Origin of the sequence: Falsiphaeobacter marinintestinus (assembly GCF_007923355.1) — a bacterium.
GTDB lineage: Bacteria > Pseudomonadota > Alphaproteobacteria > Rhodobacterales > Rhodobacteraceae > Phaeobacter_A > Phaeobacter_A marinintestinus.
Genome location: NZ_VOGO01000004.1, coordinates 173,955 through 197,296, shown reverse-complemented (window position 1 = coordinate 197,296; position 23,342 = coordinate 173,955). Strand labels below are relative to the sequence as shown.

Sequence of the window (23,342 nt, the reverse complement as noted above, 5' to 3'; positions counted from 1 at the left end):
GCGTGCTGTCGCAAGCCCCGCATCAGTCTTGCCTGCGTCTGGCGCGGACTCTGTTCGCACCAGATATCGCCATTGCGGCCTCCGACCCTCGGGTGCTGCACGACATGTTGCCCGATGAGGCGGCCAGCCTGCTGGCGTCGGTGCCCAAACGTCAGCGCGAGTTTTCTGCCGGGCGAAGCGCTGCGCGTCAGGCCATGACCGATCTTGGGCACCCCGCCTTGCCGGTGCTGCAGGGCGCAGACAGAGCCCCGGTCTGGCCGGGCGGGCTTACCGGTAGCATATCGCACTCCAAAACCGCCTGTCTGGGGGTCGTCGGATCGGTGCGCGCGTTGGGTGTGGACGTTGAAGAGGCCGAACCGTTAGAGGCGAACCTGATCCCGATCATCTGCACGCCGCGCGAACAAGACTGGCTGGCGGGGCAAGACCCGGTGATGCTGCGGCTGATTTTCAGCGCCAAGGAATGCGCCTATAAAGCGCAATATACGCTAAGCCGCACGTTGTTCGGGTTTGACGCGCTTGAGCTGACGATTGACGGCTTTGACTTTACCGCCTGCTTTCTGCGCGATATCGCTCCGTTCCAAACCGGCGATACGCTGACCGGGCGTTTTGCGATGGATCGCGATCATATCATCACGGCCATGACGCTTCGGGCGTGAAAGGCGTGTTCAGGTAGGGTAAACCAAGATCATGTTGCACCCCGAAGGAAACCGGATTCCCTGATGCCTCTGCGTGTTTTGTTCGTTCTTGTCCCCGTTCTTTTGATCGTGGTGGCCGTTGTCTGGTGGCTGTGGTTGCGGCCAAGGCAGCCTGACCCGGCAATGGTGGACGCGGCCTATGCCACGTCCTTGCCAGCGCCCGATCGCCCGTTGCGCGTCTTTCATCTGGGTCACAGCCTGGTTGGCCGCGACATGCCTGCGATGCTGGCACAGCTGGCCGCGCCTGAGCATCAGTATGAAAGTCAGCTGGGGTGGGGCACATCGCTGAAACAGCATTGGGAGCCGGGCGAAACCATCAACGGGTTCGACGCGGAAAACGACCATCCCCGGTATCGCGATGCAAAAGAGGCAGTGTCATCGGGCGAATATGATGCCGTGATCCTGACCGAGATGGTCGAGCTGAAAGACGCCATCAAGTATCACGACAGTGCAAAGTACCTGTCGAAATGGGCCGATCTTGCGCGGGCCTCGTCGCCGACCACTCAGGTGTATTTGTACGAAAGCTGGCACCGATTGGATGATGCTGTTGGATGGTTGGCACGCCTGGATACGGATCTGGAAAAGTTGTGGGAGAATAAGGTGCTGCTGCCGGATCTGGCTGGATCCGCTGATCGCGCGATCCATGTGATCCCTGCCGGGCAAGTCATGGCGCGGTTTGTGCGTGCGGTCGAAGACAGGGGCGGCGTTAAGGGTATCAAGGGGCGCGAAGACCTGTTTGCGCGGGAATCCGACGGCACCCTTGACCCGATCCATGTCAACGATCTGGGTGCCTATCTGGTGGCCCTGACGCATTATGCCGTTCTCTATCACCAATCCCCCATCGGGCTGCCGCATGACCTGCTGCGCGCCGACGGCACCCCGGCAGATGCGCCCAGCGCCGAGGCCGCTTTGCTGATGCAGGAGACGGTCTGGGACGTTGTGCGCGGGTACCCCAAGACGGGAGTTGCACAATGAGCTGGTTGTCATCTCTGGTCGGCGTGATCTTTGTCGGGCACAGCCTGTTCGGCCAGACCAATCCGCAGATGCTGAAAGAGGTTCTGGAAAAGACCGCACCACAAGTGCAGGTTTCGGCCCAGATCATCAATGGCGCCCCTCTCAAGCACAATTGGGAGCATGGCGCGGATACTGAAACCAACGCGCGCGATGTTCTGCTGCAAGGCAACACCAACGTCGTCATCCTGACCGAAGCGATCCCGCTGCAGAACCATCTGGAATGGAGCAGCACGACCGAATACGCGCAGCGTTACTATGACCTCGCCGTTGCGTCGCGGCCCGATACCCGGGTGTACCTGCAGGAAACATGGCACAACCTGCTCAGCGGCACCGGGGCCGAGGTGCAGTATGACGACAATGCTGACATCCCATGGCGCACCCGACTGGATCAGGATCTGGCGAAATGGCAGGGCGTCGTTAATACAGTGAATGCGTCGCGCAAGGGCGATACGCCTGAAATGGCGTTGATCCCAGCCGGTCAGGCGATGGCGCGCCTGCAGGATCTGATCGCCGAAGGGGCCGTTGACGGGCTGGGCGACATTCGTGACGTGTTTGAAGATGACATTCATCCCAATGATGTCGGGTTCTATTTCCTGACCATGTTGCAATACGCCGTGCTGACTGGCGAAAGCCCGGTCGGCCTGCCGCACCGGTTGAGTGATCCTTGGGGCGGGTCATACAAGACACCCAATCCGGCACTGGCCAAGGACTTGCAAACCATCGCCTGGGAAACCGCGACAGACCTTGGCACGGTGCCCGAAGGCGCAGCACCCTCCGCGTCAGCCCCCGTCGAAACGGCTGAGTTTGTCGCCGTGGATCCGGCCCCTGTTGCCGTCGCCCCCGACAGTCCTACCCCAGTCGGCCCCGTGCCACTGGCCATCGGTCTGTCAGGGGTCACGGACTGGAGCGCCCAGTCACCGTTTATCGATGTGATGAAAACCGCCCGCCCGTGGATCGGACACCTGCCCCGGCAGTGGGGCGGTGTCACACACGAAGATCTTGAGACTGCCGGATACCTGGACGACCACGGCTGGCCACTGGAAAAACCGCCCGAACTGGGGTCAATCGGGACGATGCTGCTGACCGATCTGCCGGAAGAGGCGGTGTCTCTGGCGGGGCGTTATCGGGTGACGTTCGACGGCAATGGGATCATCGAGGTCAGAGGCCGCGCCCGCAACGTGCGCTATGGCAAGAACCAGATTGAGTTTGATTTCAGCCCCGGCCCCGGATCGGTCGATATGCGCATCCAGCGCACGGACCGGGCGCGCAAGGGCGATTATGTGCGCAACATCACCGTGGTGAAACTGGACCACATCGCGGCATTCGAAGCGGGCGCTGTATTCAACCCGGATTGGCTGGACCGTTTGATGGGATTTCAGACCGTGCGGTTCATGGACTGGATGCTGACCAACCATTCGACCCAATCAGCGTGGGAAAACCGCCCCAAACCTGACGATTATACCTATGCCCGCAAGGGTGTTCCGGTTGAGATCATGGTTGAGCTGGCGAACCGGATCGGGGTGGATGCCTGGTTCAACATGCCTCACCTTGCTGATGACGACTATGTGCGCCGGTTCGCCGAGACCGTGAAGCAAACGCTTTGGTCCGATCTGAAGGCCTATGTGGAATTCTCGAACGAGGTCTGGAACTGGCAGTTCCAGCAGGCCGTCTGGGCCGACACGATGGCGTTGGAGCGGTGGGGCAAAAAGAACGCGTGGCTGCAGTATTACACCATGCGGGCCAGTGAGATTGCCGATATCTGGACCGAGGTTTTCGCGGACGAGGCGGATGACCGGCTGGTCCGGGTGATCACCACGCAGACCGGGTGGCTGGGGCTTGAGGTCGATATGCTGGCGGCCCCGCTGTGGATGGCCGAGAACCCCGAAATGATCGCCCCGCATGAGCATTTCGATGCCTATGCTGTTACCGGATACTTCGGCGGCGGTCTTGGTCTGGAAGACCGCTGGCCGATGATTTCGCAATGGATTGAAGACAGCCGGTTGCAGGCTTTGACCATCGCCAACGACCGCGGGTTGACGGGCGAGGCGCGCACTGCGTTTCTGGAAGACCATCAGTATGATACCGCCATGGCACAGGCGGCTGCGGAAGTGCGGGACGGCATTGTCAGCGACGATCCTGAGGGGTCTTTGAGTGATCTGGTCGAACGGGTGTTCCCCTATCACGCCGAGGTCGCACAGCAGCATGGGCTGGACATGATCATGTACGAAGGCGGCACGCATGTTGTTGGAATTGGCCCGATGGTCGACAATGCCGAGCTGACCGCGTTTCTGCACCGCCTGAACTATAGCGCGGAAATGGGGGCGTTGTATGTCGATCTGATCAAGGGCTGGCAGGCGGCGGGCGGTACATTGTTCAACGCCTATGTCGATGTCTATACGCCGACGAAGTGGGGAAGCTGGGGCACGCTGAGGTATCTGTCTGACGACAACCCGCGTTGGGACGCCCTTGAAAGCTTCAAATGACCCGCATCGCCAGCATTATCCTGCCTGCCCACAACGAGGCGGGTTACATCGAGGCTTGCCTTGGCGCGGTGCTGGAGTCGGCTCCCTTGCCCAAGGGCTGGCGGGGCGAGCTTCTGGTGGTCGCCAATGGCTGTACTGACGATACCATCGCGCTGGCGCAATCTGTCCCGCGTGGCAACGACTGGCCGGTCCGGGTGCTTGAGGTACCAGAGGGCGGAAAGCTGGGCGCGTTGAACCGGGGCGAGGCCGAGGCCCGGGGCGAAGTTCTGATTTATCTGGACGCCGATGTGATCGTCAGCCCTGCGTTGTTGCCCAGTCTGGTGCAGGCGCTGGATGTCCCTGCCCCGCTTTATGCCGGCGGGGTGCCACAGGTGGCCCCGGCCGACAGCCGGGTCACCCGTGCCTATGGCCGGTTCTGGACGCGCCTGCCGTTCACGCGCGACGGTGTGCCGGGGTTTGGGATTTTTGCGATGAACCGCGCCGGGCGAAATCGCTGGGGGGCATGGCCCGACATCATTTCGGACGACACCTTTGCCCGGCTGAGCTTTGCCCCCCAGGAACGCATTGGGGTGCCTGCGGACTATACGTGGCCAATGGTCGAAGGGTTCACCAATCTGGTCCGGGTACGCCGACGTCAGGACGCCGGTGTCAATCAGATCAAGGCCCGCTTTCCCGAGCTGTTGGCAAATGACGACAAGCACCGCGTGTCTTTGGATATGCTGATGCGGCTGTTTCTGTCCGATCCGCTGGGGTTCTGTGTGTATGCGGCGGTTTCAGTCGCGGTTTGGGCTGGGCTGTTTCGCAGCCAGTCCCGCTGGGCGCGTGGGCGTTAAGTGCCTGAAACCGCGCCTTCGATGAACCCGGCAAGCTTGCCCGCCTCGACATCCACGTCATGGCGCATCAGCACGCGCAGGCGACCGGCCTGCCCCATCCGCGCCAGATCCTCATGCGGTGTTGCCGCCATATCCTTGATCGCGCGGGCCAGCGTGTCTGTGTCCCCTGCGGGCACCAGCCAGCCTGTGATCCCCGGCTGAACCAGTTCGGGCATGCCTGCGATATAGGTGGCGATCACCGGGCGGGCGGCGGCCATCGCCTCCATCACCACCATCGGCAGGCCTTCGGCAAAACTGGGCATCACCAACGCATGGGCTGCGGCCAATTCGGCGCGCACTCCGGTTTCCGGCAACCAGCCGGTGAGGGTGATTTTATCCTGCAAGCCATGCGCGGCAATGGCCTGTTCAAGATCACCGCGCATGTCGCCATCGCCCACCAGCGTCAGATGAACCGGGCTGTCGCGTAGCTGGGCCATGGCGTTGACCAGCACCATCTGGCCCTTTTGTTCGACGAACCGCCCGATTGACACCAGACGCAGTGGGCCTGTGGGCAGGGGTTCGGGATCAGAAAACGCGGACGGTTCGATACCGCAATGGACCACCTTCAGGCGTGGCCATGTTGTAAAGGCCGCCCAGCGCGAAAGCTGGCTGCGCCCGAACTGGCTGACACCAACCGCAAAGGCCGCATTGTCGAGCTTGTCGCCCAGCGACAAGGCGCGCGGGGCATCAAATTCTTCCGGGCCGTGGGTGGTAAAGCTGTAGCCTGGCCCGCCAAGCGCCCGCACCAAACGCGCCACCATCGCTGCGTTGGTACCAAAATGCGCATGGATGTGTTGAACGCCGTCCTGATGGCAGCGATCCGCGATGCAAGCGGCCTCGGCCAGATAGATCACATGACGTAGCCTGCCAACCTCGGAGAGGCGGCCTGCGCGCAAGGCGATCCGCAACGCGGCAAAGGTTTGGCCGGGTGATTTGAAAAAGGCCGCTGCCAGCCCGGTCAGCAAGCGTAGCCCCCCCTGATCAAGGATGTATTCGGTACGCTCTGCCTCGCCCAGATCAAGCGGGTCGACCAGTTGCGCATCCGACCGGCGCATCGCCAGTCGCAGCACCGAAAACCCGCGCCGTTCCAACGCCTGCACTTCGCGACGTATGAAGCTGTGCGATGGCTGCGGATAGGTGTTCAGAACATAGGCAATTTTCACGGGCGGCCCTAACGGTTGGTACTGCCACACACCTAGCCTTTGAAAGCCAATGTGAAAAGCGTGCCGCCTGCCTGTGCCGTCAATGGCAGATCGGGGGTAGGATTGTTTCGCAACCGTGGGAATTCGGGACCGTTTTTCCCTGCACCTCGGGGTAACCATCCAGATGGCATGACGCTAAGTTGGTTCCATCACTGACAGGCAGCGTCCCCGATTCGGCAGGACGTGTTCGGGAACAGGACTGACGCAGACCAGATGAGCAGGGTTTCCGCCATCTTTCTTGGTAACAGCCTGATGTCGCGCGTGCTGCGCGGCGGATCGTGGTTGGTCATCGGCTATGGCGGCAATCAGGCCCTGCGGCTGGCCGCAAATCTGATCCTGACGCGGCTGTTGTTCCCCGAAGCCTTCGGTCTGATGACGCTGGTCAACGTGATCCTTGTCGGCTTGCAGATGTTTTCGGATTTCGGGCTGGTGCCGTCGATTGCGCAGAACCCGCGCGGCGATGACCCCGATTTTCTGGATACCGCCTGGACACTTCAGGTGATCCGCGGGTGTGTTCTGTGGGTGGTGACCTGCATGTTGGCCTGGCCCGCCGCACAGTTTTATGGCGAACCGGACCTTATGCTGTACCTGCCCATCGCCGGGCTGACCGTTTTGATCAGCGGGTTCAACACGACGGCGATTGAAACCGCCCACCGGCATCTGTTGGTCGGGCGGGTGACGGCCCTTGATCTGATCAGTCAGGTGCTGGGCGTGGCGATGATGGTCTGGCTGGCCTGGGTCACGCAATCGGTGATCGCGCTGGTGTTGGGCGGGATCATACAAACCACGGTGCGGTGGTTTCTGACCTGGTATCTGCTGCCCGGGCACAGAAACCGCTTCCGGCTGGAACCGGCGGCGGCAAGCAACCTGCTGCATTTCGGCAAATGGCTGTTTTTCAGTACCGTATTCTGGTTCTTCACCAGTCAGGGCGACCGGGTGATCCTTGGGAAATTCCTGCCGCTTGAGATGCTGGGCCTGTACAATATCGGTTTTTTCCTAGCGAGCTTTCCGACCCTGATGGCGCAAAACATCAACGGGCGGCTGCTGATCCCGGTCTATCGAGACAAGCCTGCAAGCGAGTCGCGCAAGAACTTCCTGAACCTGCGCAAGCTGCGGTCAGGCATCACCATGAGCCTGCTTGTGATGTCGATGATCTTTGCGTTCTTCGGGCCGGCCCTTGTCGATCTGATGTATGATGCACGTTACACGCTGTCGGGGCCGATGGTCACTCTGATCGCCTGTTTGCTGACACCTGCGATGATTGTGGTGACCTATGATCAGGCCGCTTTGGCCGCAGGCGACAGCCGGTCTTATTTTTTCTATTCGGCGGCCCGCGCTGCGGCGCAAATCGGATCGATCCTGCTGGGAGTCACCTATTTCGGGCTGGTTGGCGCGATTGTCGGGATGGGGGTGGCAAGTGTCATCAGCTATCCGATGGTCGTCTGGCTGTCGCGCAAACACGGAGTCTGGGATCCGCTGCATGATGCCATCTTTGCGGTTCTGACGATCTTTCCGTCATCGCTTGCGATCTGGCTGCACTGGGATCGGATCGTTGCACTGGCAGCGGCCAGCTAGGCGTCCCCGATCAAAGAACCGCTTCATCCTTCTGCTTGACCTTCGGTCCAAGCCCGAACCACTTTCGCTTGGGGCGGGTGTCAAGAAACGGCACCGACACCACCGGACGGAAGCCGATTTCGCGCTGCATCTGCGCGGCTGAGCGGATCACCGGGCGACGCAGATCGAGCAGGAAGGCGATAAGCAGGGCAAGGCCAACGCTGGCCACGCCCCCCATCAGCGCCAGCTTTTTGCGGCTGCCTGTGATTGGATAATCCGGGATTGTGGCTGGCTCCAGCACGGTCAGGCGCCCGGACTGGGCCTGTGTTTCCAACCGATAGCCGACTTCAGCCTCGGTACGGCGTTCGGCCAGGTTATCAAGCTCGGCCTGCAGCTGTTCCAGTTCGCGTTCATACGCGCCGACGCGCCGTTCCACTTCCGGGGCGGTTTCAACCGAGGCTTCAAGTTCCGCCTTACGATCAGCCAAAAGGACACGTTGCGCTTCGAGCGTGGCAAGTTGTTCGTTGAAATCAGCCAGTTTACGCTCGGCTGTCGCCTTACGCTCGGTCTCGCTGACGTTTTGGGCGGCGCGCTCGATCTCGATCCGCTCGCGCGCGATATCCAGCAGGCCCTGATTAATGGTGGCGATTTCAGAGCGGCGGAATTCGATACTGCCGGGCATCGAGACTTCGTTGGCATTGCGATAGGCCGCAAATTCGTCATCCACGCGCGCAATTTCAGCCCGCAACGTGTCAGCCCGCGCTTCGAAGAAGGCCAGCGTTTCACGCGCCTGTTCGATCCGGGATTCGTTCGTCAGTTCGATTGTGCGTTGCGAGATTTCATGCGCGACCTGTTGGGCCTGCAACGCGGTGGGCATGTCGGCGGAAATTGTCAGGATCGACACCGCGCCATCGTCAAAGCCGCCACTGGGCGCCGCGGCGGTTCCCTGAACCCGCACCGACTGGCGCAGTCTCAGCACAAGTTCGGCCTGGGTCAGACCACGGTACTGTGAATAAAGGTCGTATTTGTCGATGATCTCAAGGACGCTGTCGCGCGCCATCAGGCGTTGTTCGATAAGTTGCAGACGCCGGGCCGATGACCCTTCGGCGGTCGAACGCGCCAGTTCGTCCGCGATTTTGGGTTGCGAGAACTGGATGACTTCGATCGAGCGATACATGTGCTGTTGGCCAAGCGCGAACAGCACGGACAAAACACTGCCAAGAACGATGACCATAGCAATCACAACTGCGCGACGACGCAGCATGTCGATGGCATCATCAAGCGAAAAAATAGAACCCATTCGCCTTTTCCTGTAAATCGGACTTGCCCAAGGCGGCAAACTGCCCGCCCGTTCGCCGGGCCTTGTCGAGTTTAGACCAAATTAAACCGGCAAAACTATGGCGAATTCGCGGTTCCGGAGGGATCAGCTGTCGTAGTCTTCGACGCTTGACCGCCGGGCCCGGTTCAACACCACGCCCAACAAGCCAACCTGATCGCCCATGACCTCTTCGCAGGCGGCAATCTGCGCCGCTGTGGTCTGTTCTGCGTCCGACACCAGCAGCACACAATCGACATGGGCCAGACAGGCCACAAAGTCGTCATGCGACAGCACAGCCGGAAGATCGCAGATCACCACATCCGGATGCACAGTATCGACCATCGCCTCAAGCGTCTCGGTCGCGCCGGTTCCATGCAACAGTTCGGCCGCGAAACGGTCGGGGCTGTCCGCAAGACCCAGGGCCAGCGTATCGCCGACACGCACCAGATGATCGACCGTGGGCACATCCCCCCGCAAAAACCCGTGCATGTCGCCGTGTCCGTGAATATCCAAGGCAGAGGCAACACCGGGGTCGCGCATGTTGAGATCCATCAGAACGACACGGCTGTCAGGAATGCGTGCCAGGCTGAGCGCCAGATTCACCGCCGTAAACGTCGCACCGCAACCTTTGGTCGGGGCCGCAATGGCAACGCGCTTCCAGCCTTTCGATTTGATCCCCTGCAACAATCTGGACCGCAACAGATCAAAGGCCCGGGCCGCCGGATCATCGCGAAAGAAGCTGATGAGAGGCAAATTGCCAAGGATGTGCTTGCGCACGCCGGGACGGACCTGATGCAGGCGATTCCAGTCTTCGGGCAGCGGCACCGGCAGGTTTTCAACAGTCGGTTTAGCCGATGTTTTTTTCTGAACGGGTTCGGTGATCTTTTCCGGTTCGGGCTGATGCACCGCCACCAACTTTCGGTTGGCGGCCTTACGGCGAAAGATCCGGCTTTCCTGCTGATCATCGCTCATTACTTTTTGGTCTTCCCACTGGGCCAGGTTCGGTTGCAGGGTCCGGTCCCCCGCGTCAGCCCACTTAACATAGTCTTTCATACCGCTTACCCCAAATGCTCATTCTGGCCCGGCCCCCCGCGCCCCCGGACGTTTCGGCGTCTGACGTGTTCAGTACCCGGTACGGCGTGCAACCACGCCCACTGTGCGAAACATGATGGCAGCATCCGTCCAAAGCGAAATAGACTGGAAATAGGCGGCATCCACCTGGCACCGGTAATCGAACCGGTTTTCGTTGCGCGCCGACACCTGCCACAATCCCGTGATCCCCGGTTTCACCGCGAAATAGGCTTGCGGATCACCATACAAAGGCAATTGATCAGGCATCATCGGGCGTGGGCCGACAAGGCTCATCTCGCCGGTCAGGACATTCCAGAGTTGCGGAAGTTCGTCCAGCGATGTCGCCCGCAAGAACGCGCCCACATGGGTAATGCGAGGGTCGTTCTTCAGCTTCTGGGTCGCGTCCCATTCGGCCCGCATTTGCGGATCATCCGCCAGGACACGTTCCAGCATCCCGTCCGCATCCCGAACCATTGTCCGCAGTTTCAGCAGATGGAAGACCGACCCATGTTCGCCCAGTCGTTTCTGACGATAGAACGGCAGGCCGCTTTCGAACCAAAGCGCGATGGCGCTTAGCAAAATCACCGGCAGTGCAACGGGCAGTGAGATCGCGACCAGACACAAATCAAGAACCCGCTTGCCGAACCGGCCATACGCGCTAGTTTTCTGGTCAGGTTGAAGAGACCGCGGGGCGTGCGTTACGTTGGCGGCCGCTTTCCCGGGAAACCCGGCGATCTCGGCGCTCGGCAACAAATTGGTCAGAGCGGATGATGCAGCGATGCTGATCTCGCTGCGATCAAGCAGCGCGACCATATTGCTTTCCTGAAACCCATCTTTCATCTGTCACCCAGTCATCTCGGCGTCCTGTGCAGGCACAGTCCATGCGCATGCAGTCCAACCGGTCTTATTTTCTTTCAACCTCGGGAAAAGCAGCTCCCCGGGAATACGATCTGTCTTGGCGGTTAAGGCCCCCCACAGAGCCATTTTGCCGTTGCAGCTAATCAGCGCCAACTTTCGCCCTGAAATCGCCATGATTGAATGTACGTCCGATCTCGAAAGTTTTCAGTACTTCTGAATAAACAGTTTGTTTCCTGCCTCATAAGTGGGAAAAAACCCTGTTTTTTCACCGGGATGAGGAACCAATCGCAGCAGAATTATTCGGATTGTTCACAGATCAAAGGGCAAACCCCTTCCGAATCAAATGCGCGTCAAACCCCCCATCAGTTGACCGACTTTGTGTCACCCTACACCTAAAACGTATAAATTCTTACGAAAATTTCAAATCATGACCCGACGTCAGCCAAGGCTACTGCCCGCTGATTGTCGGTCAAATCCTGGGAAAATCAGTGAGAGCGGAATTGGCCCGGAGTTTTCCCCGTCCACCGTCTGAAGGCATCGTTGAAGGCCCCAGATTGTGAATATCCGAGCAGATATGAAATCTCGGCCAGGGTCAGATCGCTGTCCTTCAGGTAGGATTTCGCAAGCGATGCCCGCAACGAATTCAGCGCCGCCTTGAAACTGGTGCCTTCTTCGGCAAGTCGACGCGACAGCGTGCGCGCGCTCATCCCCAGAGACGAAGCGACGTGGACATGTGTCGCCCGCCCGACCGTCAGATGGGCGGCAATTGCGCGCTCGACATCAAGGATCAGCGACGGGACATTTCGGGATTTGTCGCGCAAGACCATTTCGCAGTGATCCTGCAGTACCAGATGCAAATCATTGTCAGCCGTCAGCAGCGGCAGATCCAGATCCTTCGGCGCAAAATGAACCGCGTTCTCGGCGTCTGCAAACCGGACTTCGCTTTTGAAAAAGCTTTCGAACGCGTCAAGGTTTGTCCGCCGCGCGTGCCGGAAAGACACGCAGCGCGGCGAAAAATCCCGGTTCGCGGCCAGCCGTAAGTCATGGATCAGGCCAGATGCGCCAAATTCGACAAACTGCCGACGGTTGACGTCATGCGGCACGACATACCGCCAGACCAGTTTACCGGTGCGCTGCAGTTCAGACGGGTCAAGTTCGACTGCGTCAGAAAACACCCGCATGTAGCGGATCATGTTGCCAAGGGCATCGCGGATCGTCGGTGACGACATCCCGACATAGCTGATCAGACCCGCCTTGCGGAAATCGCGCTTCTGGCCGCGCTGATGGCCAAGTATGTCGTTCTGGGTCAGGTGAGATGCGTTTTCAAAGAACTGCGCGATTTCGCGAAACGGCAGAACCGGGTGATCGCGAGTCAGAATGTCCGGGCCGACGCCGGTCCCCTCAAAGATCTGCGCTTCGGAATACCCTTCCCGCAGCAGAAACTGCGCCAGGTATTTTACCGCGAATGCCCCGTGGTTTGGCCCTGTGGTCACCGATCCGCCCTGCCTGACCATGTCGTGTTCTTGCGCGGAGCGTTCAGGTAAATGCGTGTCATATTGAGGTCGTTCCGAAATTGAATGCCGAGATATTTTAGGAACCTAGCTGATATCGCAACGACTTTGGCCGAAAATCTGAAAAATCTGTCCAGTTTTCCAAGTGCATTGGCCGCACCCCTGCCCACATGACCTAAAGGCAACTTGCAATGGAGGACGAATGGACCGCCTGACAGAAATGGAAGTTTTCGCGACTGTGGTTGAGCAAGGCGGCTTTACGGACGCTGCCCGCGAACTTGGAATGTCCAAGTCAGCCGTGTCAAAACACATCACCGCGCTAGAGGGTCGTCTGGGCGCACGACTGTTGAATCGCACGACCCGCAAGGTCAATCCGACAGAAATCGGTCTGGTTTATTACGACCGTACAAACCGCGTTCGGACCGAAGCGGATGCCGCCGACGCGTTGGTGGCAGAATTGCATGGCGTTCCGACCGGCGTTCTGACGGTGGCGGCCCCACCGGATCTTGCGGTGCACGTCATCGCGCCACAGCTGGGCGGGTTCCTTGAGCTCTATCCGGGGATTTCGGTTCGGATCGAGCTTGAGCATGGCAAGCTGGATATGATTGGCGAGGGTATCGATGTCGCCATCCGGTGTGGGCATCAGCCTGACAGTACCTTGCTGGCGCGCAAACTGTTCACCTATGGTGCCAGACTGGTGGCAAGCCCGGCCTATATTGCCCGCCACGGAGAACCACGCCTGCTGGATGACCTGAAGGACCATCGCCTGCTGACCCGGTCCAGCCGTCCGGGCAAGACATGGCGATTGGTGTCCTGCGATGGCGATATGCGGGTGATCCCGGTTGATCCGGTCCTGACAGTGAACGACGGACAAGCCCTGCTTGATGCGGCGATCTCTGGCCTTGGCATTGCCCGGTTGCCCGGATTTTTGTGTGATGACGCGATAGAGATGGGGCTTCTGGTCGATGCGATGCCCGCTTTGCCGGTTATGTCCACCGACGTCACGGCCCTGCATGCCTCGGGCAAGTTTACACAACCCAAGGTCAGGGCGTTTGTCGACTATATCGCAGGCGCGCTGGCCCCAAGACGGCATTGATCAGAACGTCTTTGACTTTGACATTGGCGACGGTGCGCGCCCAAATAGACGACGCATCTATTATGCATTTCAGGGAGGACCACGTTCATGCCGAATACACTTCAGGTGTTGTACCCAATCTCGGACGACACGAATTTTGACTATGACTATTATCTGTCCACACACATGCAGCTGGTGGGGGAACATATGGGTCCGCATATCGACCGAACGCTGGTCACCAAAGGGCTTGCCGGCGGGCCAGACGTGCCGCCCGGGTTCTATGCTGTGGCGTCGATCGTCTTCAAAAGTGACGAGGCCATGGGCGCAGCCATGAAGGCGTCCGGACCTGTTCTGGCTGACATCCCGAACTTCACCAACGTTAAGCCCCTCACCCTGATCGGCGAGGCCGTCGGCTAGCAACTTTGCCCCTGCGCCCCCGGGGCCGAACTTCGTCCCGGGGGCGTGCCCCCTTTATCGGCGCAGGCCCAGAGGGGCTCCGATTTGAGGGGACGGCTCTAACCCGGCATGATCGGCTTTCATTCTGGCGAACCGTTGGACCGCCCAGTCAGGATATTCGGCAGATCGGCCCGTGCCGTGATCCACGTTCATCAGGATGGATTCCTGCGTGGCCGTGATGTCGCCGGTTCTGTCCGACACCATTTCCGCAAAGAAATGCAGCCGCTTGCGATCATGATCCAGCAGCCGGAAGCGGACCGCAAACGTCTCGCCCTCCAACATCTCGCGCAGATAGTGCTGATGTGACTGAAGGATGTAAGGCCCCTGCCCGCTGGCGGCGGCATGTTCTTCGCCGATGCCAAGATAGTCTGACAGCAACACGTCCGACGCCTGATCAAAGGCGATCCCATAATAGCCGACATTCATATGCCCGTTATAGTCGATCCACCCCTGTTCGACTTGCCGTTTCTGCACTTCGACCGGCGCTGGGTATGGCCCGTCATGGCCGGTAATCGGGTCTCTGCTCATAACTGCCTCGCAATTGGAACCATGCGGGTCACTTTGCCCGGAACGTGATGGTCCGCCAAGCCATGAACAGTTGCCTTTTGAACGACATCCGCCATTCTGACGACCGAACACGCGACAATGGCAGAGGGCCCCATGAAAGACATTTATCTTACCAAAGACGCGACAGGCCTTGCTGCATTGGTCGAAACCGGCGAGGCGACGCCGGATGAACTGCTTGATATCGCGCTGGAGCTGACAGCCGAGCGCAATCCGGCCTTGAACGCCGTTGTTCATCAACAAGAGGCCGTGGCGCGTTCGGCGATTCAGTCCGGGCTGCCCGATGGGCCGTTCAAGGGCATTCCGTTCCTGATGAAGGATCTGGGGGCCGAGGCGCGCGCCTATCCCACCAACAACGGGTCGCGCCTGTTCGCGGATATGACCTGGGGCTATGATTCCGAGATCTTCTTGCGGATGCAGGCCACTGGCATGGTCAATTTCGCACGCACCACGTCGCCCGAACTTGGCATCGGACCGGTGACGGAATCCCAAGTTTACAACGGGCCGACGCGCAATCCATGGAACACCAACCACACGTCGGGCGGGTCGTCTGGCGGGTCGGGGGCGGCGGTGGCAGCAGGGATTGTTCCGGCCGCGCATGGGTCGGATGGCGGTGGATCTGTGCGTATTCCGGCATCGTCCTGCGGGCTGGTCGGGTTCAAACCGACGCGCGCGCGGTTGCCGGATGGGCCGCAAGCGGGTGAAGGTTGGGGCGGGATGGCGATTGACGGGTTCCTGACCCGGTCCTTGCGCGACACAGCCGCGTTGCTGGATGCCTGCGCCGGGCCGGACCTTGGCGCGCCCTATGCGGCGCCGCCGATGCCCTGCAGTTTTATGCAAGCCATGGGCAAGGACCCTGCGCCGCTGCGGGTGCGCTATAGCCACACGACGCTGAGCGGTGGAACCTTGCATCCAGAGTGTATTGCCGCAGTCGATGCTACATCCACTTTGCTGGCCGGGCTGGGCCATGAGGTTGAGGCGTTCAATCCGGGATTTGATCTGAATGTCGAGGCCATGATGATGGCCTGGACCAAAATCGTGGCCTGCGGTACCGCATTGAGTGTAAACGGAAAACTGGGCGGAAGCCCCTTGGATCCGACCATGATCGAAGGCGTGACGCGCGGGGCGATTGCCTATGCCGAAACCGTGTCCGGAGCGGACTATCTGGCGGCCGTAAATGAGGTCCACGCCTTTGGCCGTCGCATGTCGCGGGCCTTGGTGGATTGCGATGTTCTGGTGACCCCGACGCTGGCTGCGCCGCCGGCTGTGGTGGGGCAATTCAAGCCCGACAATGACGACTTCGTGGACTATCGCAATGGTCCTGGCGGGGTGTTTGAATACTCGCCCTTCACCGCGATTTTCAACGCGTCGGGGCAACCTGCGGTGTCTTTGCCGCTGCACTGGAGCGCGGATGATTTGCCGGTTGGCGTGCATCTGGCGATGCGGTTTGGCGAGGACGCAGAACTGATGTCGCTGTGTGGTCAGATCGAACGCGCGGCCCCCTGGTGGGACAAACAGCAGAGTCTGGTGCTGGGCGGGGTGCGCACGGGCTGAACCGGATTGGAGGGTTTCGGCGGCGTTTCGTACGATCCGGACTCCCGCAAATGGGCCTGATTTGGGCGCTTTGGGGAGTTTGCCCGCGGTTTCGTACGATTGGCAGGTTGCGCACGGTCTGAACAGGCCGCGTTAACCGTTTGAGGTCAGGATGGTCGGGCTTTCGGAGATTAGCCCAATGATCCAGATGGTCACCCTGACCCAGCTACGCGACAACCTTGGCCGATATGTCCGCGCCGCCCAATACGACCAGTCCCGGTTCGTGATCCTGAAAAACGGCCGCGAACGCGCCGGGCTGGTGCCGATGTCGGACCTGACCCTGCTGGACAACGCCGCCACCCGGTCGATGGATTACAAAGCCCTGCAAATCGCAGAAGAGATGCTGCGCTGGCGGATCATTCGGGAGGGGATGGAGGAGGTTGAGAGGTCGAGCTAGTCAATGACTGGCCACCAGATGCGGCTGGGGACATGTTCGAAGCCGAATAAAATACACTTAAGCCCATGACACTGGTATGAAAATGACGGCCACTCATTTTGTGCCAGATCGTCCTGTTCAGGATATTTTCATGGTGTTTCTCCGAATTCAGGTCATAGTCTGAGAACGAAAGAACCCTGGGGAGGAAGACTGAATGCTAAGAAAACTGCACATCGCTGCGGTGCTATCCATTGGATTGAGTGCGGGCGTCACATCGGCACAAGAAGTGCCCACAATGAAGATGACAACCGAAATCCCCGACGGGGTTACGACGCCTGACAACATTCAGACACGTGTGGGTGCACTGAATTTCTTTGACGGGGTGCCAGACGTGGAGTCGGCGCAGAAGGTTTACAACCTGCTCGACTTCACGCATGCCTATCAGGCGTTCCTGGATGGAACAAAGATCGCGTCGATGGACGCCATTCGCAAAGGCATCCTTGAATTTGGCCCGGCGAATACGACGGCTGTTCTGTTTGAAGGCCTTATGGATTCGAAGGCACTGTTTCTGACCGCCAACACAACCAGTGTCTACATGTTCTCGTGGTTGGAACTGGGCGATGAGCCGATGGTCATCGAAACACCACCCAACGTGCTGGGGTTCATCAACGATCACTGGTTCCGTTATGTGATCGATTTCGGGAACCTTGGACCTGACGAAGGCAAAGGTGGCAAGTTTCTGGTCTTGCCCCCGGGTTACGACGGCGAGATCCCGGACGGATATCACGTGGCGCCGACCACGACCTATGGAAACTGGGTGATCTGGAGAGGGTACCAAAAGGACGGATCAACGGATGACGCGATAAACAACACCAAAGAGTTGTTCCGGATGTACCCTCTGTCGCAAAAGGATAACCCACCGGATATGAACTTTGTGAATGCGTCGGGTCAGTTCATGAACACGATCCACCGCATGGATGAAAACATCTTTGACGAAATCAACGATGTTGTTCAGGCTGAACCCCTGATGGGAGAACGCCCTGAGCTTCTTGGTCATCTGGCTGCGATTGGCATCGTGAAGGGGCAGGAATTTGCGCCCGATGAACGTATGCGTGCAATCCTAAAGGCCGCTGCAAGCGCGGGTTCGGTCACCGTCAAGACAATCGTTTCCAAGCCGCGTGACGAACGGTTTTACTGGTATCCCGGCGAAAGCTATTGGCTGACAGCGTTTCCCGGTGGTGCCTATACGTGGGAACTGGATGGCGTAACGGTACATGACATTCGTGCTGGGTTTCATTTCTATGCGACCGGGATTACGCCAGCGATGGCGCTCAAGAAGGTTGGCAAAGGGTCACAATACGCCTTTACCTATCTCGACTCGAATGGAAACCCGTTGGACGGCTCAAAGACCTATAAGGTAAATGTGCCGAAAGACGTACCAGCCAAGGATTTCTGGTCGTTCACGCTGTATGACAACCAGACCCGGTCGATGTTGCAGACCGATGCGCAATTCCCGGCGATCGGCAGCAATGATACGGATGTCGCCCAGAACGAAGATGGCTCATACGACATTTACTTTGCGCCCGAGGCTCCGGAAGGCAAGGAAAGCAACTGGGTCCAGACGGTGCCCGGCAAAGGGTGGAATACGATCTTCCGGCTTTATGGGCCGCTTGAGTCCTGGTTCGACCAGACCTGGCGCCCGGGTGAGATCGAATTGATCGACTATGCCAAGAGCACTGGTGCCTGCTCTTGCGACTAGCAGAGTGATTGGGATAACCCTTGAACCAAATGGTTTTGGGCGGCGTCAGTTTGGCGCCGCCTTTTCTTTTTCCGGGCGTTCCGGGCTATGCGGCGCGCGCTCGGGTTGAAGCGGAATCGCGGGTTTCGGGGTGTTTCGCTCGATGCGTCGCATGACGTCTGCGCCGGGCTGGCGCCGATGTCAGACCTGACCCAGCTGGACAACGCCGCCACCCGGTCGATGGATTACAAAGCCCTGCAAATCGCCGAAGAGTGCTGCGCTGGCGGATCATTCGGGAGGGGATGGAGGAGGTTGAGAGGGGCAACAGTGAGTGAGCCTGGTTCGTCTTGCGTGATGCGACGGACATGCGGCCATCGCATCAATGGCAGCTATGCGGGACAATGCGGCCATCGATGCGCCTGCGCCAAAGTCGGCTTCGTGGATTTCAATCCGCTTTTGAAAACGCAAGATCGGCAGAGTTGCGGTTTGTTATGCCACCAGCCATACAGTCAGGACATAAGCCTTATCCGAGAGTGAACATGGACAATGTCCAACAAAACTGGCGCAACGACGTCGCCCATTTCCTTGCAGGAACTTTGCCCAAGGCTACGGATCGGCCAGGCTGGAATGACATGGCGTCTACGGCCTACCAAATCGGATGCATGGCCTTGGTAAAGCTTGGTTTTGCAGATGCAACAAATTGGGGGGCAGTACCTAAAGATGTTCCTGAACTTCCTGCGACTATGCCGCGATGGGATGACATCTGCATTTCTGTTCTTTGGCTTGCGAACCAACAAAACAAGCTTTCATTCCGCCTACCAAACGGAAGCCTCCCCCCAACTCGCATAGGAAACGGCTTTGTGATCGCGATGAAAGATCCACCACCGTCTCCGACCCCAAATATTACAGCTCGTTTTGGATTGGGCTGCGCACTCTGCAATGATGACGTTTTGCTATTGCTTCAGCAACTTAACCTTGTCTCGAACGGCGGTTGGACGCAACAGGCGGAATTCATTCTGTGGAGAACTTCGCCGAAGAATTGGTCCTTAGAGTTCCTGCACGACGAGCGTTTTTTGGGTGCGGTTCAAAAGGCTTCAGCTACCATTCCCGATGACATAGCGGCAGAGATTTCGGAGTTAACTGAGATTAGCGAAGAACACATCGACGAGCTAATAGCGTTGCATGAGGAGAAGCTCGATGAAGGGCGAGAGAAGTACGGGCCGAAGGCGCGGCTTGGTGAGGTTCCTACACGAGAGCAAGCACAACGCTCTCTCGAATTCTCGCGCAGAAACGCAATAGATTGGGTGTTCTTTCGCCACTGGAGAATCGACGATGGTTGGCTTTCTACGAAAGAGGCTGAAGCAACTCTGGACATCTTTCATGACAGGCTTGCGATTTCGATGCGCAGATCAGTTTTAAATGAATTGCACCCCTCGAAGCCTCAGTTTTTTGAATGAAACCGCATATCGTCCTTAAGGCTCGATCAGTAGCCTTCAGGATTGCCGACGTTCGCGACGAGCGCAGCATCCGGTAGAATGGGCTCTTACCGGACATTAGCTGCATCCCCAATCGAGGGTCGCTTTGGCAGATCCTTCAAAGCCTCCTATTGCTCAAATCCATATAGAAACAATACCAATTGGGTTTTGGGCATTGGCGTATTGCCGTTTCGCCGGGTTTTTTTGAAAACCCGGGACCCCGAGGCGCGGTTGTCCCCGCGAAAGCGGGGATTGGGTGCGCTGAGGGGGGCCCGATCAGGTCGAGGATGCGAGTGGGTCAGACCCATTTCGCCAGGGGGGGCAGGCTCATCAGGACGGCGTTGGCGTCGTGGCCGGTTTCGAGGCCAAATTTGGTGCCCCGGTCGTAGACGAGGTTGTATTCGGCGTAGAGGCCCCGGTGGATCAGTTGGGCGTCCTTGTCGGCGTCGGACCAGTCCTGAACGCGGCGTTTTTCGACCAAGGGGACGAAGGCGGGCAGGAAGGCGCGGCCGATGTCCTGGGTCAGGGCGAAATCGGCCTGCCAGTCGCTGGTGCAATAGTCATCCATAAAGATGCCGCCGACTCCGCGGGCGCGATTGCGGTGGGGGATGTAGAAGTATTCATCTGCCCATTCCTTGAGACGCGGGTAATGTGCTGCGCCGTGGGGGTCGAGGTGGGCCTTTTGCGTGGCGTGGAAATGCGCGGTGTCATCGTCATATTCGATGCAGGGGTTCAGGTCGGAGCCGCCGCCGAACCACCAGGCGTGCGGCGTCCAGAACATGCGGGTGTTCATGTGCACGGCGGGGGCGTGCGGGTTTTGCATGTGGGCGACCAGCGAAATGCCCGAGGCCCAGAAGCGCGGGTCGTCGGCCATGCCGGGCAGACCCTTGCGGGCCATCATCGCGGCCTGTGCGCGCTCACCCAGTGTGCCGTGGACGGTCGAGACATTGACGCCGACCTTTTCAAAGACGCGACCGCCGCGCATGACGCTCATTAACCCGCCGCCGGCGTCTTCGCCGTTGTCGCTGGCGCGCTTGGTCTGGGTGACCTCGAAGCGGCCCGGTTCAGCGTCTGACAGGGGGCCGGTGTCGTGGCTGTCTTCGAGGGCCTCAAACGCGGCGACGATGTCGTCACGCAGTTGGCGGAACCAGGCGGAGGCCGTGGTTTTTTCGGTGTCAAATGGGTTGGTCATCGCAGCTCTCCCTCGGGTCGGGTCGCCTTAGCATGGGCGTGTGCGGGATGCTATGCGCGTGCCAGTCGCAGGCGGTAGTCGCGGAACAGGAGAGCGGAGGCGGTGAGGACGGTGATCGAGAGCGGGATCATAACGACGACCGGGTGCCAGAAGGGGACGAAGGAGGAGCCGTTTTTGTCGGGGTCGTTCGCCTGTGCGGCGATGAGGTCGCCATAGCGGCAGGTGTCCCAATTGGTGAACAGCGTGCAGTTGGGCACGTTCTGGAACAGGCCGTAGACCTGTGTGGGATCAGCCCTGAGCCAGGCGCGGCCTTCGGGAAATTCGCTCCACGCCCATGCAAATCCGATCACGGGCAGCCAGCAAGTTGCCCAGGCCGAGACACGTTGCCAGATCAGGTCAAGTTCGGCCGTGTCCTGATCGGTCATCCAGAGTTTTGGGAACACGGCCTGAGTGGCGGGGACATGGCGCAGGTAGACGGCGACGAGCAACAGGCCGACGAGGTGGATGGCCTGGCCAAAGGTCAGCAGGATCAGGGGCACTGCCGAGGGTTCGGGGTAGAATTTGCTGAAGGCGGAGTTTGTAAGGCCCATTTGCCCATGGAACATACCGAAGAGCTGTTGCGCTATGACAAAGGTGATGATGGCGGAGAGGATGACTTTCATCGGTGATCTCCTGCTTTATTGCGGCAGCCGGAACAGGAGTCCGGCCAGTGCGGGCATGCCGAACTGGCTGAGCATCAGCGCCTGCGCGGCGGCGCGATCAAGGCTGAGGTCGGTGGTAATGGTCAGCCCTGCGGCACCCGGCGGTGCCGAGACCTGCAGGCTGTGGACCTGCGGGGCCAGCGTGCTGAGCAGGTCATGATCGCCCAGCGGTACCTCTAACTCATCCGACAACCGAACGCCCGAGGCGCGCAGGGCCGCTTCGAAATCGCCGGGGACGTTGTGGATGTTAGTGATTTCGACCTTCAGGCTCAGCCCCGGCGGGTCTGGGTGCCAGATGGGGGTGAGCGCCAGATCAACGGTTTTGGTATCCCGTATCAGGCGGGTCTTGAACGGGCTGCAGGCCCAGAATTCGCCCCGGACCCGCGTTGTCAGGTCGGCGCGGTCGCCTTGGGCGGATGTTACGCGGGTTGGTCCCTCCCAATACAGGCGGGCCTCGCAGGAGCCAAGATTGCCTGCATTGCGGGCGAGCGTGTCCAACTGATCGAGCACGGTAGGAGCAGCGGCGGATAGCGACAGGTCAAGCCGGTCGCCATTGGGTGTCAGGCTGTTGACGCTTAACGTGCCGCTGACCGGTGTGTCAGGATCAAGGGACGAGAAGGCAACGTTGCCCAACGGCTGCGCGAGACCGGGCTGGCCCGCAAGCATCACCGCGGCCATCGCGAGGGCGCACAATTGTTTTTGCATAAAATCGGCTCCGTTCAATGGGCCGATTGTAACATGGATCGGCGTTGCGCCAAAGGATCAATGGGCGGGGGCGGCGACGGGGTCGAGCAGCGTGCGCCCACCATCCAGCGTCAGAATCTGGCCGGTCATGAACCCGGCAGCGTCCGAGGCCAGAAACTGGGCTGCATCGGCCAGTTCGCGCGGGGCGGCGATGCGGTTCAGGGGCGTGTGGTCTTCGATATCCTGCCGGTATTCGCGGTTGTCTTTGAGCGTGCTTTTCAGCGATGTGCTCATCACCGAGCCGATGGCAATTGCATTCACGCGGATGCGTTTGGGGGCCAAAGCCACGGCAAGCGAGCGGGTGAGCTGATCAAGCGCTGCCGAACTGACGGAATAACCCAGCAGGTCGGGATGGGTGCGGCGCGCGGCGATTGAACTGAGGTTGATGATCGCCCCGGCTGAGCCTTCTTCCTGACCTTCGGACTGTTTGATCATGCGTTTGGCAACCAGCTGGCTGAGACGCAGGGCCGGCATCAGGTTCTGGTTCAGCAGGGCGATGACCGAGTCGTCGTCGGGATCAAGCGGGTCCGACGGGATCACCTGACGCGCGCCGTTCACCAGAATATCGACCTGATCAAAGGCATCGAGCGTGGCCGAAAGCAGGTTTGCGATGGTCAGCTTTTCGCGCAGATCGCCTGCGAAATAGCGGACATTGCTGTCTTCGGCCTGTTCGCCAAGTTCGTCGATCAGGCGGGCTTCGTCCATGTCGGCAAACATGACGTTTGCGCCTTTTTGAGCGAATTGACGGCCAATGGCGAGACCGATGCCGTTGGCGGCACCGGTGACAATCGCGGTCTTTCCGGCAATAGCGAATGACATAGGAGAATCTCCGTTGAGTTCGGGCGAGACT

General features: G+C 59.4%; 21 protein-coding genes. 11 read left to right on the top strand and 10 right to left on the bottom strand.

Features of this window, described 5'->3' with window-relative positions; genetic code table 11:
• The first annotated feature begins 2 nt into the window (after positions 1-2).
• The 4 genes from FOY56_RS10720 (at position 3) to FOY56_RS10705 (ending at position 5,025) form a co-directional block, all read left to right on the top strand.
• Positions 3-656 (top strand): 4'-phosphopantetheinyl transferase family protein, encoded by a 654-nt coding sequence (locus FOY56_RS10720; RefSeq protein ID WP_246139457.1) that lies wholly within the window; start codon positions 3-5, stop codon positions 654-656.
• Positions 657-719: 63 nt separating this feature from the next.
• Complete coding sequence (locus FOY56_RS10715; protein WP_146345837.1) at positions 720-1,670, top strand: hypothetical protein; 951 nt, start codon at positions 720-722, stop codon at positions 1,668-1,670.
• Positions 1,667-4,192, top strand: coding sequence for a hypothetical protein (locus FOY56_RS10710; protein ID WP_146345836.1), 2,526 nt, complete (start codon positions 1,667-1,669; stop codon positions 4,190-4,192). Before FOY56_RS10715 ends, FOY56_RS10710 begins: the two co-directional genes overlap by 4 nt.
• On the top strand, positions 4,189-5,025 hold the full coding sequence (locus FOY56_RS10705) for a glycosyltransferase family 2 protein (protein ID WP_146345835.1): 837 nt from the start codon (positions 4,189-4,191) through the stop codon (positions 5,023-5,025). The genes FOY56_RS10710 and FOY56_RS10705 overlap by 4 nt, the downstream gene beginning before the upstream one ends.
• Here FOY56_RS10705 and FOY56_RS10700 read toward each other — a convergent pair.
• Positions 5,022-6,227 (bottom strand): glycosyltransferase, encoded by a 1,206-nt coding sequence (locus FOY56_RS10700; protein ID WP_146345834.1) that lies wholly within the window; start codon positions 6,225-6,227, stop codon positions 5,022-5,024. The genes FOY56_RS10705 and FOY56_RS10700 overlap by 4 nt on opposite strands.
• Positions 6,228-6,479: 252 nt before the next feature.
• Between FOY56_RS10700 and FOY56_RS10695 the strand changes: the two genes are divergently transcribed.
• Positions 6,480-7,841: an oligosaccharide flippase family protein gene (locus FOY56_RS10695; protein WP_146345833.1), complete on the top strand. Its 1,362-nt coding sequence runs from the start codon at positions 6,480-6,482 to the stop codon at positions 7,839-7,841.
• Between the two features lie 10 nt (positions 7,842-7,851).
• Here FOY56_RS10695 and FOY56_RS10690 read toward each other — a convergent pair whose 3' ends face one another.
• The 4 genes from FOY56_RS10690 to FOY56_RS10675 all read right to left on the bottom strand — a co-directional run bounded on the left by FOY56_RS10690 (position 7,852) and on the right by FOY56_RS10675 (position 12,560).
• Positions 7,852-9,120, bottom strand: a complete 1,269-nt coding sequence (locus FOY56_RS10690; RefSeq protein ID WP_146345832.1) for a GumC family protein — start codon at positions 9,118-9,120, stop codon at positions 7,852-7,854.
• Between the two features lie 123 nt (positions 9,121-9,243).
• The gene (locus FOY56_RS10685; RefSeq protein ID WP_146345831.1) at positions 9,244-10,191 is read right to left on the bottom strand and encodes a CpsD/CapB family tyrosine-protein kinase; all 948 of its coding nucleotides are present in this window, start codon (positions 10,189-10,191) and stop codon (positions 9,244-9,246) included.
• A 69-nt stretch (positions 10,192-10,260) separates the two neighbouring features.
• Entirely contained in the window at positions 10,261-11,049 is a 789-nt protein-coding gene (locus FOY56_RS10680) for a sugar transferase (RefSeq protein WP_246139456.1), read from the bottom strand.
• Positions 11,050-11,552: 503 nt separating this feature from the next.
• Positions 11,553-12,560, bottom strand: a complete 1,008-nt coding sequence (locus FOY56_RS10675) for an AraC family transcriptional regulator (protein WP_186766309.1) — start codon at positions 12,558-12,560, stop codon at positions 11,553-11,555.
• A 220-nt stretch (positions 12,561-12,780) separates the two neighbouring features.
• Between FOY56_RS10675 and FOY56_RS10670 the strand changes: the two genes are divergently transcribed.
• Together FOY56_RS10670 and FOY56_RS10665 are read left to right on the top strand one after the other, a co-directional pair.
• Positions 12,781-13,674, top strand: a complete 894-nt coding sequence (locus FOY56_RS10670; protein ID WP_146345829.1) for a LysR family transcriptional regulator — start codon at positions 12,781-12,783, stop codon at positions 13,672-13,674.
• A gap of 87 nt (positions 13,675-13,761) precedes the next feature.
• On the top strand, positions 13,762-14,070 hold the full coding sequence (locus FOY56_RS10665; RefSeq protein ID WP_146345828.1) for an EthD family reductase: 309 nt from the start codon (positions 13,762-13,764) through the stop codon (positions 14,068-14,070).
• Positions 14,071-14,124: 54 nt separating this feature from the next.
• Here FOY56_RS10665 and FOY56_RS10660 read toward each other — a convergent pair whose 3' ends face one another.
• Entirely contained in the window at positions 14,125-14,637 is a 513-nt protein-coding gene (locus FOY56_RS10660) for a thioesterase family protein (RefSeq protein WP_146345827.1), read from the bottom strand.
• A gap of 132 nt (positions 14,638-14,769) precedes the next feature.
• Here FOY56_RS10660 and FOY56_RS10655 point away from each other — a divergent pair, with 132 nt between their 5' ends.
• The 4 genes from FOY56_RS10655 (at position 14,770) to FOY56_RS10640 (ending at position 19,837) form a co-directional block, all read left to right on the top strand.
• Entirely contained in the window at positions 14,770-16,227 is a 1,458-nt protein-coding gene (locus FOY56_RS10655; protein ID WP_146345826.1) for an amidase, read from the top strand.
• Positions 16,228-16,405: 178 nt separating this feature from the next.
• A complete protein-coding gene (locus FOY56_RS10650) occupies positions 16,406-16,663 on the top strand; it encodes a type II toxin-antitoxin system prevent-host-death family antitoxin (protein ID WP_186766308.1) in 258 nt (85 codons plus the stop codon).
• A gap of 193 nt (positions 16,664-16,856) precedes the next feature.
• The gene (locus FOY56_RS10645; RefSeq protein ID WP_222434978.1) at positions 16,857-18,401 is read left to right on the top strand and encodes a DUF1254 domain-containing protein; all 1,545 of its coding nucleotides are present in this window, start codon (positions 16,857-16,859) and stop codon (positions 18,399-18,401) included.
• A 518-nt stretch (positions 18,402-18,919) separates the two neighbouring features.
• A complete protein-coding gene (locus tag FOY56_RS10640; protein ID WP_146345824.1) occupies positions 18,920-19,837 on the top strand; it encodes a hypothetical protein in 918 nt (305 codons plus the stop codon).
• 316 nt (positions 19,838-20,153) lie between these two features.
• Here FOY56_RS10640 and hemF read toward each other — a convergent pair whose 3' ends face one another.
• Genes hemF through FOY56_RS10620 form a run of 4 tightly spaced genes read right to left on the bottom strand, consistent with a single transcriptional unit; the run spans position 20,154 to position 23,311 of the window.
• A complete protein-coding gene (gene hemF / locus FOY56_RS10635; RefSeq protein WP_146345823.1) occupies positions 20,154-21,047 on the bottom strand; it encodes an oxygen-dependent coproporphyrinogen oxidase in 894 nt (297 codons plus the stop codon).
• 50 nt (positions 21,048-21,097) lie between these two features.
• Positions 21,098-21,709 (bottom strand): hypothetical protein, encoded by a 612-nt coding sequence (locus tag FOY56_RS10630; protein WP_146345822.1) that lies wholly within the window; start codon positions 21,707-21,709, stop codon positions 21,098-21,100.
• A 15-nt stretch (positions 21,710-21,724) separates the two neighbouring features.
• Positions 21,725-22,453 carry a hypothetical protein gene (locus FOY56_RS10625; RefSeq protein ID WP_146345821.1) on the bottom strand — a complete coding sequence of 243 codons (729 nt, stop codon included), beginning with the start codon at positions 22,451-22,453 and terminating at the stop codon, positions 21,725-21,727.
• A gap of 57 nt (positions 22,454-22,510) precedes the next feature.
• The gene (locus FOY56_RS10620) at positions 22,511-23,311 is read right to left on the bottom strand and encodes an SDR family NAD(P)-dependent oxidoreductase (RefSeq protein WP_146345820.1); all 801 of its coding nucleotides are present in this window, start codon (positions 23,309-23,311) and stop codon (positions 22,511-22,513) included.
• Positions 23,312-23,342: the final 31 nt, after the last annotated feature.

What these genes read in the sequence shown, in the direction of transcription:
- FOY56_RS10715 (WP_146345837.1), top strand. Translation starts at nt 720, where the DNA reads ATGCCTCTGCGTGTTTTGTTCGTTCTTGTCCCCGTTCTTTTGATCGTG.
- FOY56_RS10710 (WP_146345836.1), top strand. Translation starts at nt 1,667, where the DNA reads ATGAGCTGGTTGTCATCTCTGGTCGGCGTGATCTTTGTCGGGCACAGC.
- FOY56_RS10705 (WP_146345835.1), top strand. Translation starts at nt 4,189, where the DNA reads ATGACCCGCATCGCCAGCATTATCCTGCCTGCCCACAACGAGGCGGGT.
- FOY56_RS10695 (WP_146345833.1), top strand. Translation starts at nt 6,480, where the DNA reads ATGAGCAGGGTTTCCGCCATCTTTCTTGGTAACAGCCTGATGTCGCGC.
- FOY56_RS10690 (WP_146345832.1), bottom strand. Translation starts at nt 9,120, where the DNA reads ATGGGTTCTATTTTTTCGCTTGATGATGCCATCGACATGCTGCGTCGT.
- FOY56_RS10685 (WP_146345831.1), bottom strand. Translation starts at nt 10,191, where the DNA reads ATGAAAGACTATGTTAAGTGGGCTGACGCGGGGGACCGGACCCTGCAA.
- FOY56_RS10680 (WP_246139456.1), bottom strand. Translation starts at nt 11,049, where the DNA reads ATGAAAGATGGGTTTCAGGAAAGCAATATGGTCGCGCTGCTTGATCGC.
- FOY56_RS10670 (WP_146345829.1), top strand. Translation starts at nt 12,781, where the DNA reads ATGGACCGCCTGACAGAAATGGAAGTTTTCGCGACTGTGGTTGAGCAA.
- FOY56_RS10665 (WP_146345828.1), top strand. Translation starts at nt 13,762, where the DNA reads ATGCCGAATACACTTCAGGTGTTGTACCCAATCTCGGACGACACGAAT.
- FOY56_RS10660 (WP_146345827.1), bottom strand. Translation starts at nt 14,637, where the DNA reads ATGAGCAGAGACCCGATTACCGGCCATGACGGGCCATACCCAGCGCCG.
- FOY56_RS10655 (WP_146345826.1), top strand. Translation starts at nt 14,770, where the DNA reads ATGAAAGACATTTATCTTACCAAAGACGCGACAGGCCTTGCTGCATTG.
- FOY56_RS10650 (WP_186766308.1), top strand. Translation starts at nt 16,406, where the DNA reads ATGATCCAGATGGTCACCCTGACCCAGCTACGCGACAACCTTGGCCGA.
- FOY56_RS10645 (WP_222434978.1), top strand. Translation starts at nt 16,857, where the DNA reads ATGCTAAGAAAACTGCACATCGCTGCGGTGCTATCCATTGGATTGAGT.
- FOY56_RS10640 (WP_146345824.1), top strand. Translation starts at nt 18,920, where the DNA reads ATGGACAATGTCCAACAAAACTGGCGCAACGACGTCGCCCATTTCCTT.
- hemF (WP_146345823.1), bottom strand. Translation starts at nt 21,047, where the DNA reads ATGACCAACCCATTTGACACCGAAAAAACCACGGCCTCCGCCTGGTTC.
- FOY56_RS10630 (WP_146345822.1), bottom strand. Translation starts at nt 21,709, where the DNA reads ATGAAAGTCATCCTCTCCGCCATCATCACCTTTGTCATAGCGCAACAG.
- FOY56_RS10625 (WP_146345821.1), bottom strand. Translation starts at nt 22,453, where the DNA reads ATGCAAAAACAATTGTGCGCCCTCGCGATGGCCGCGGTGATGCTTGCG.
- FOY56_RS10620 (WP_146345820.1), bottom strand. Translation starts at nt 23,311, where the DNA reads ATGTCATTCGCTATTGCCGGAAAGACCGCGATTGTCACCGGTGCCGCC.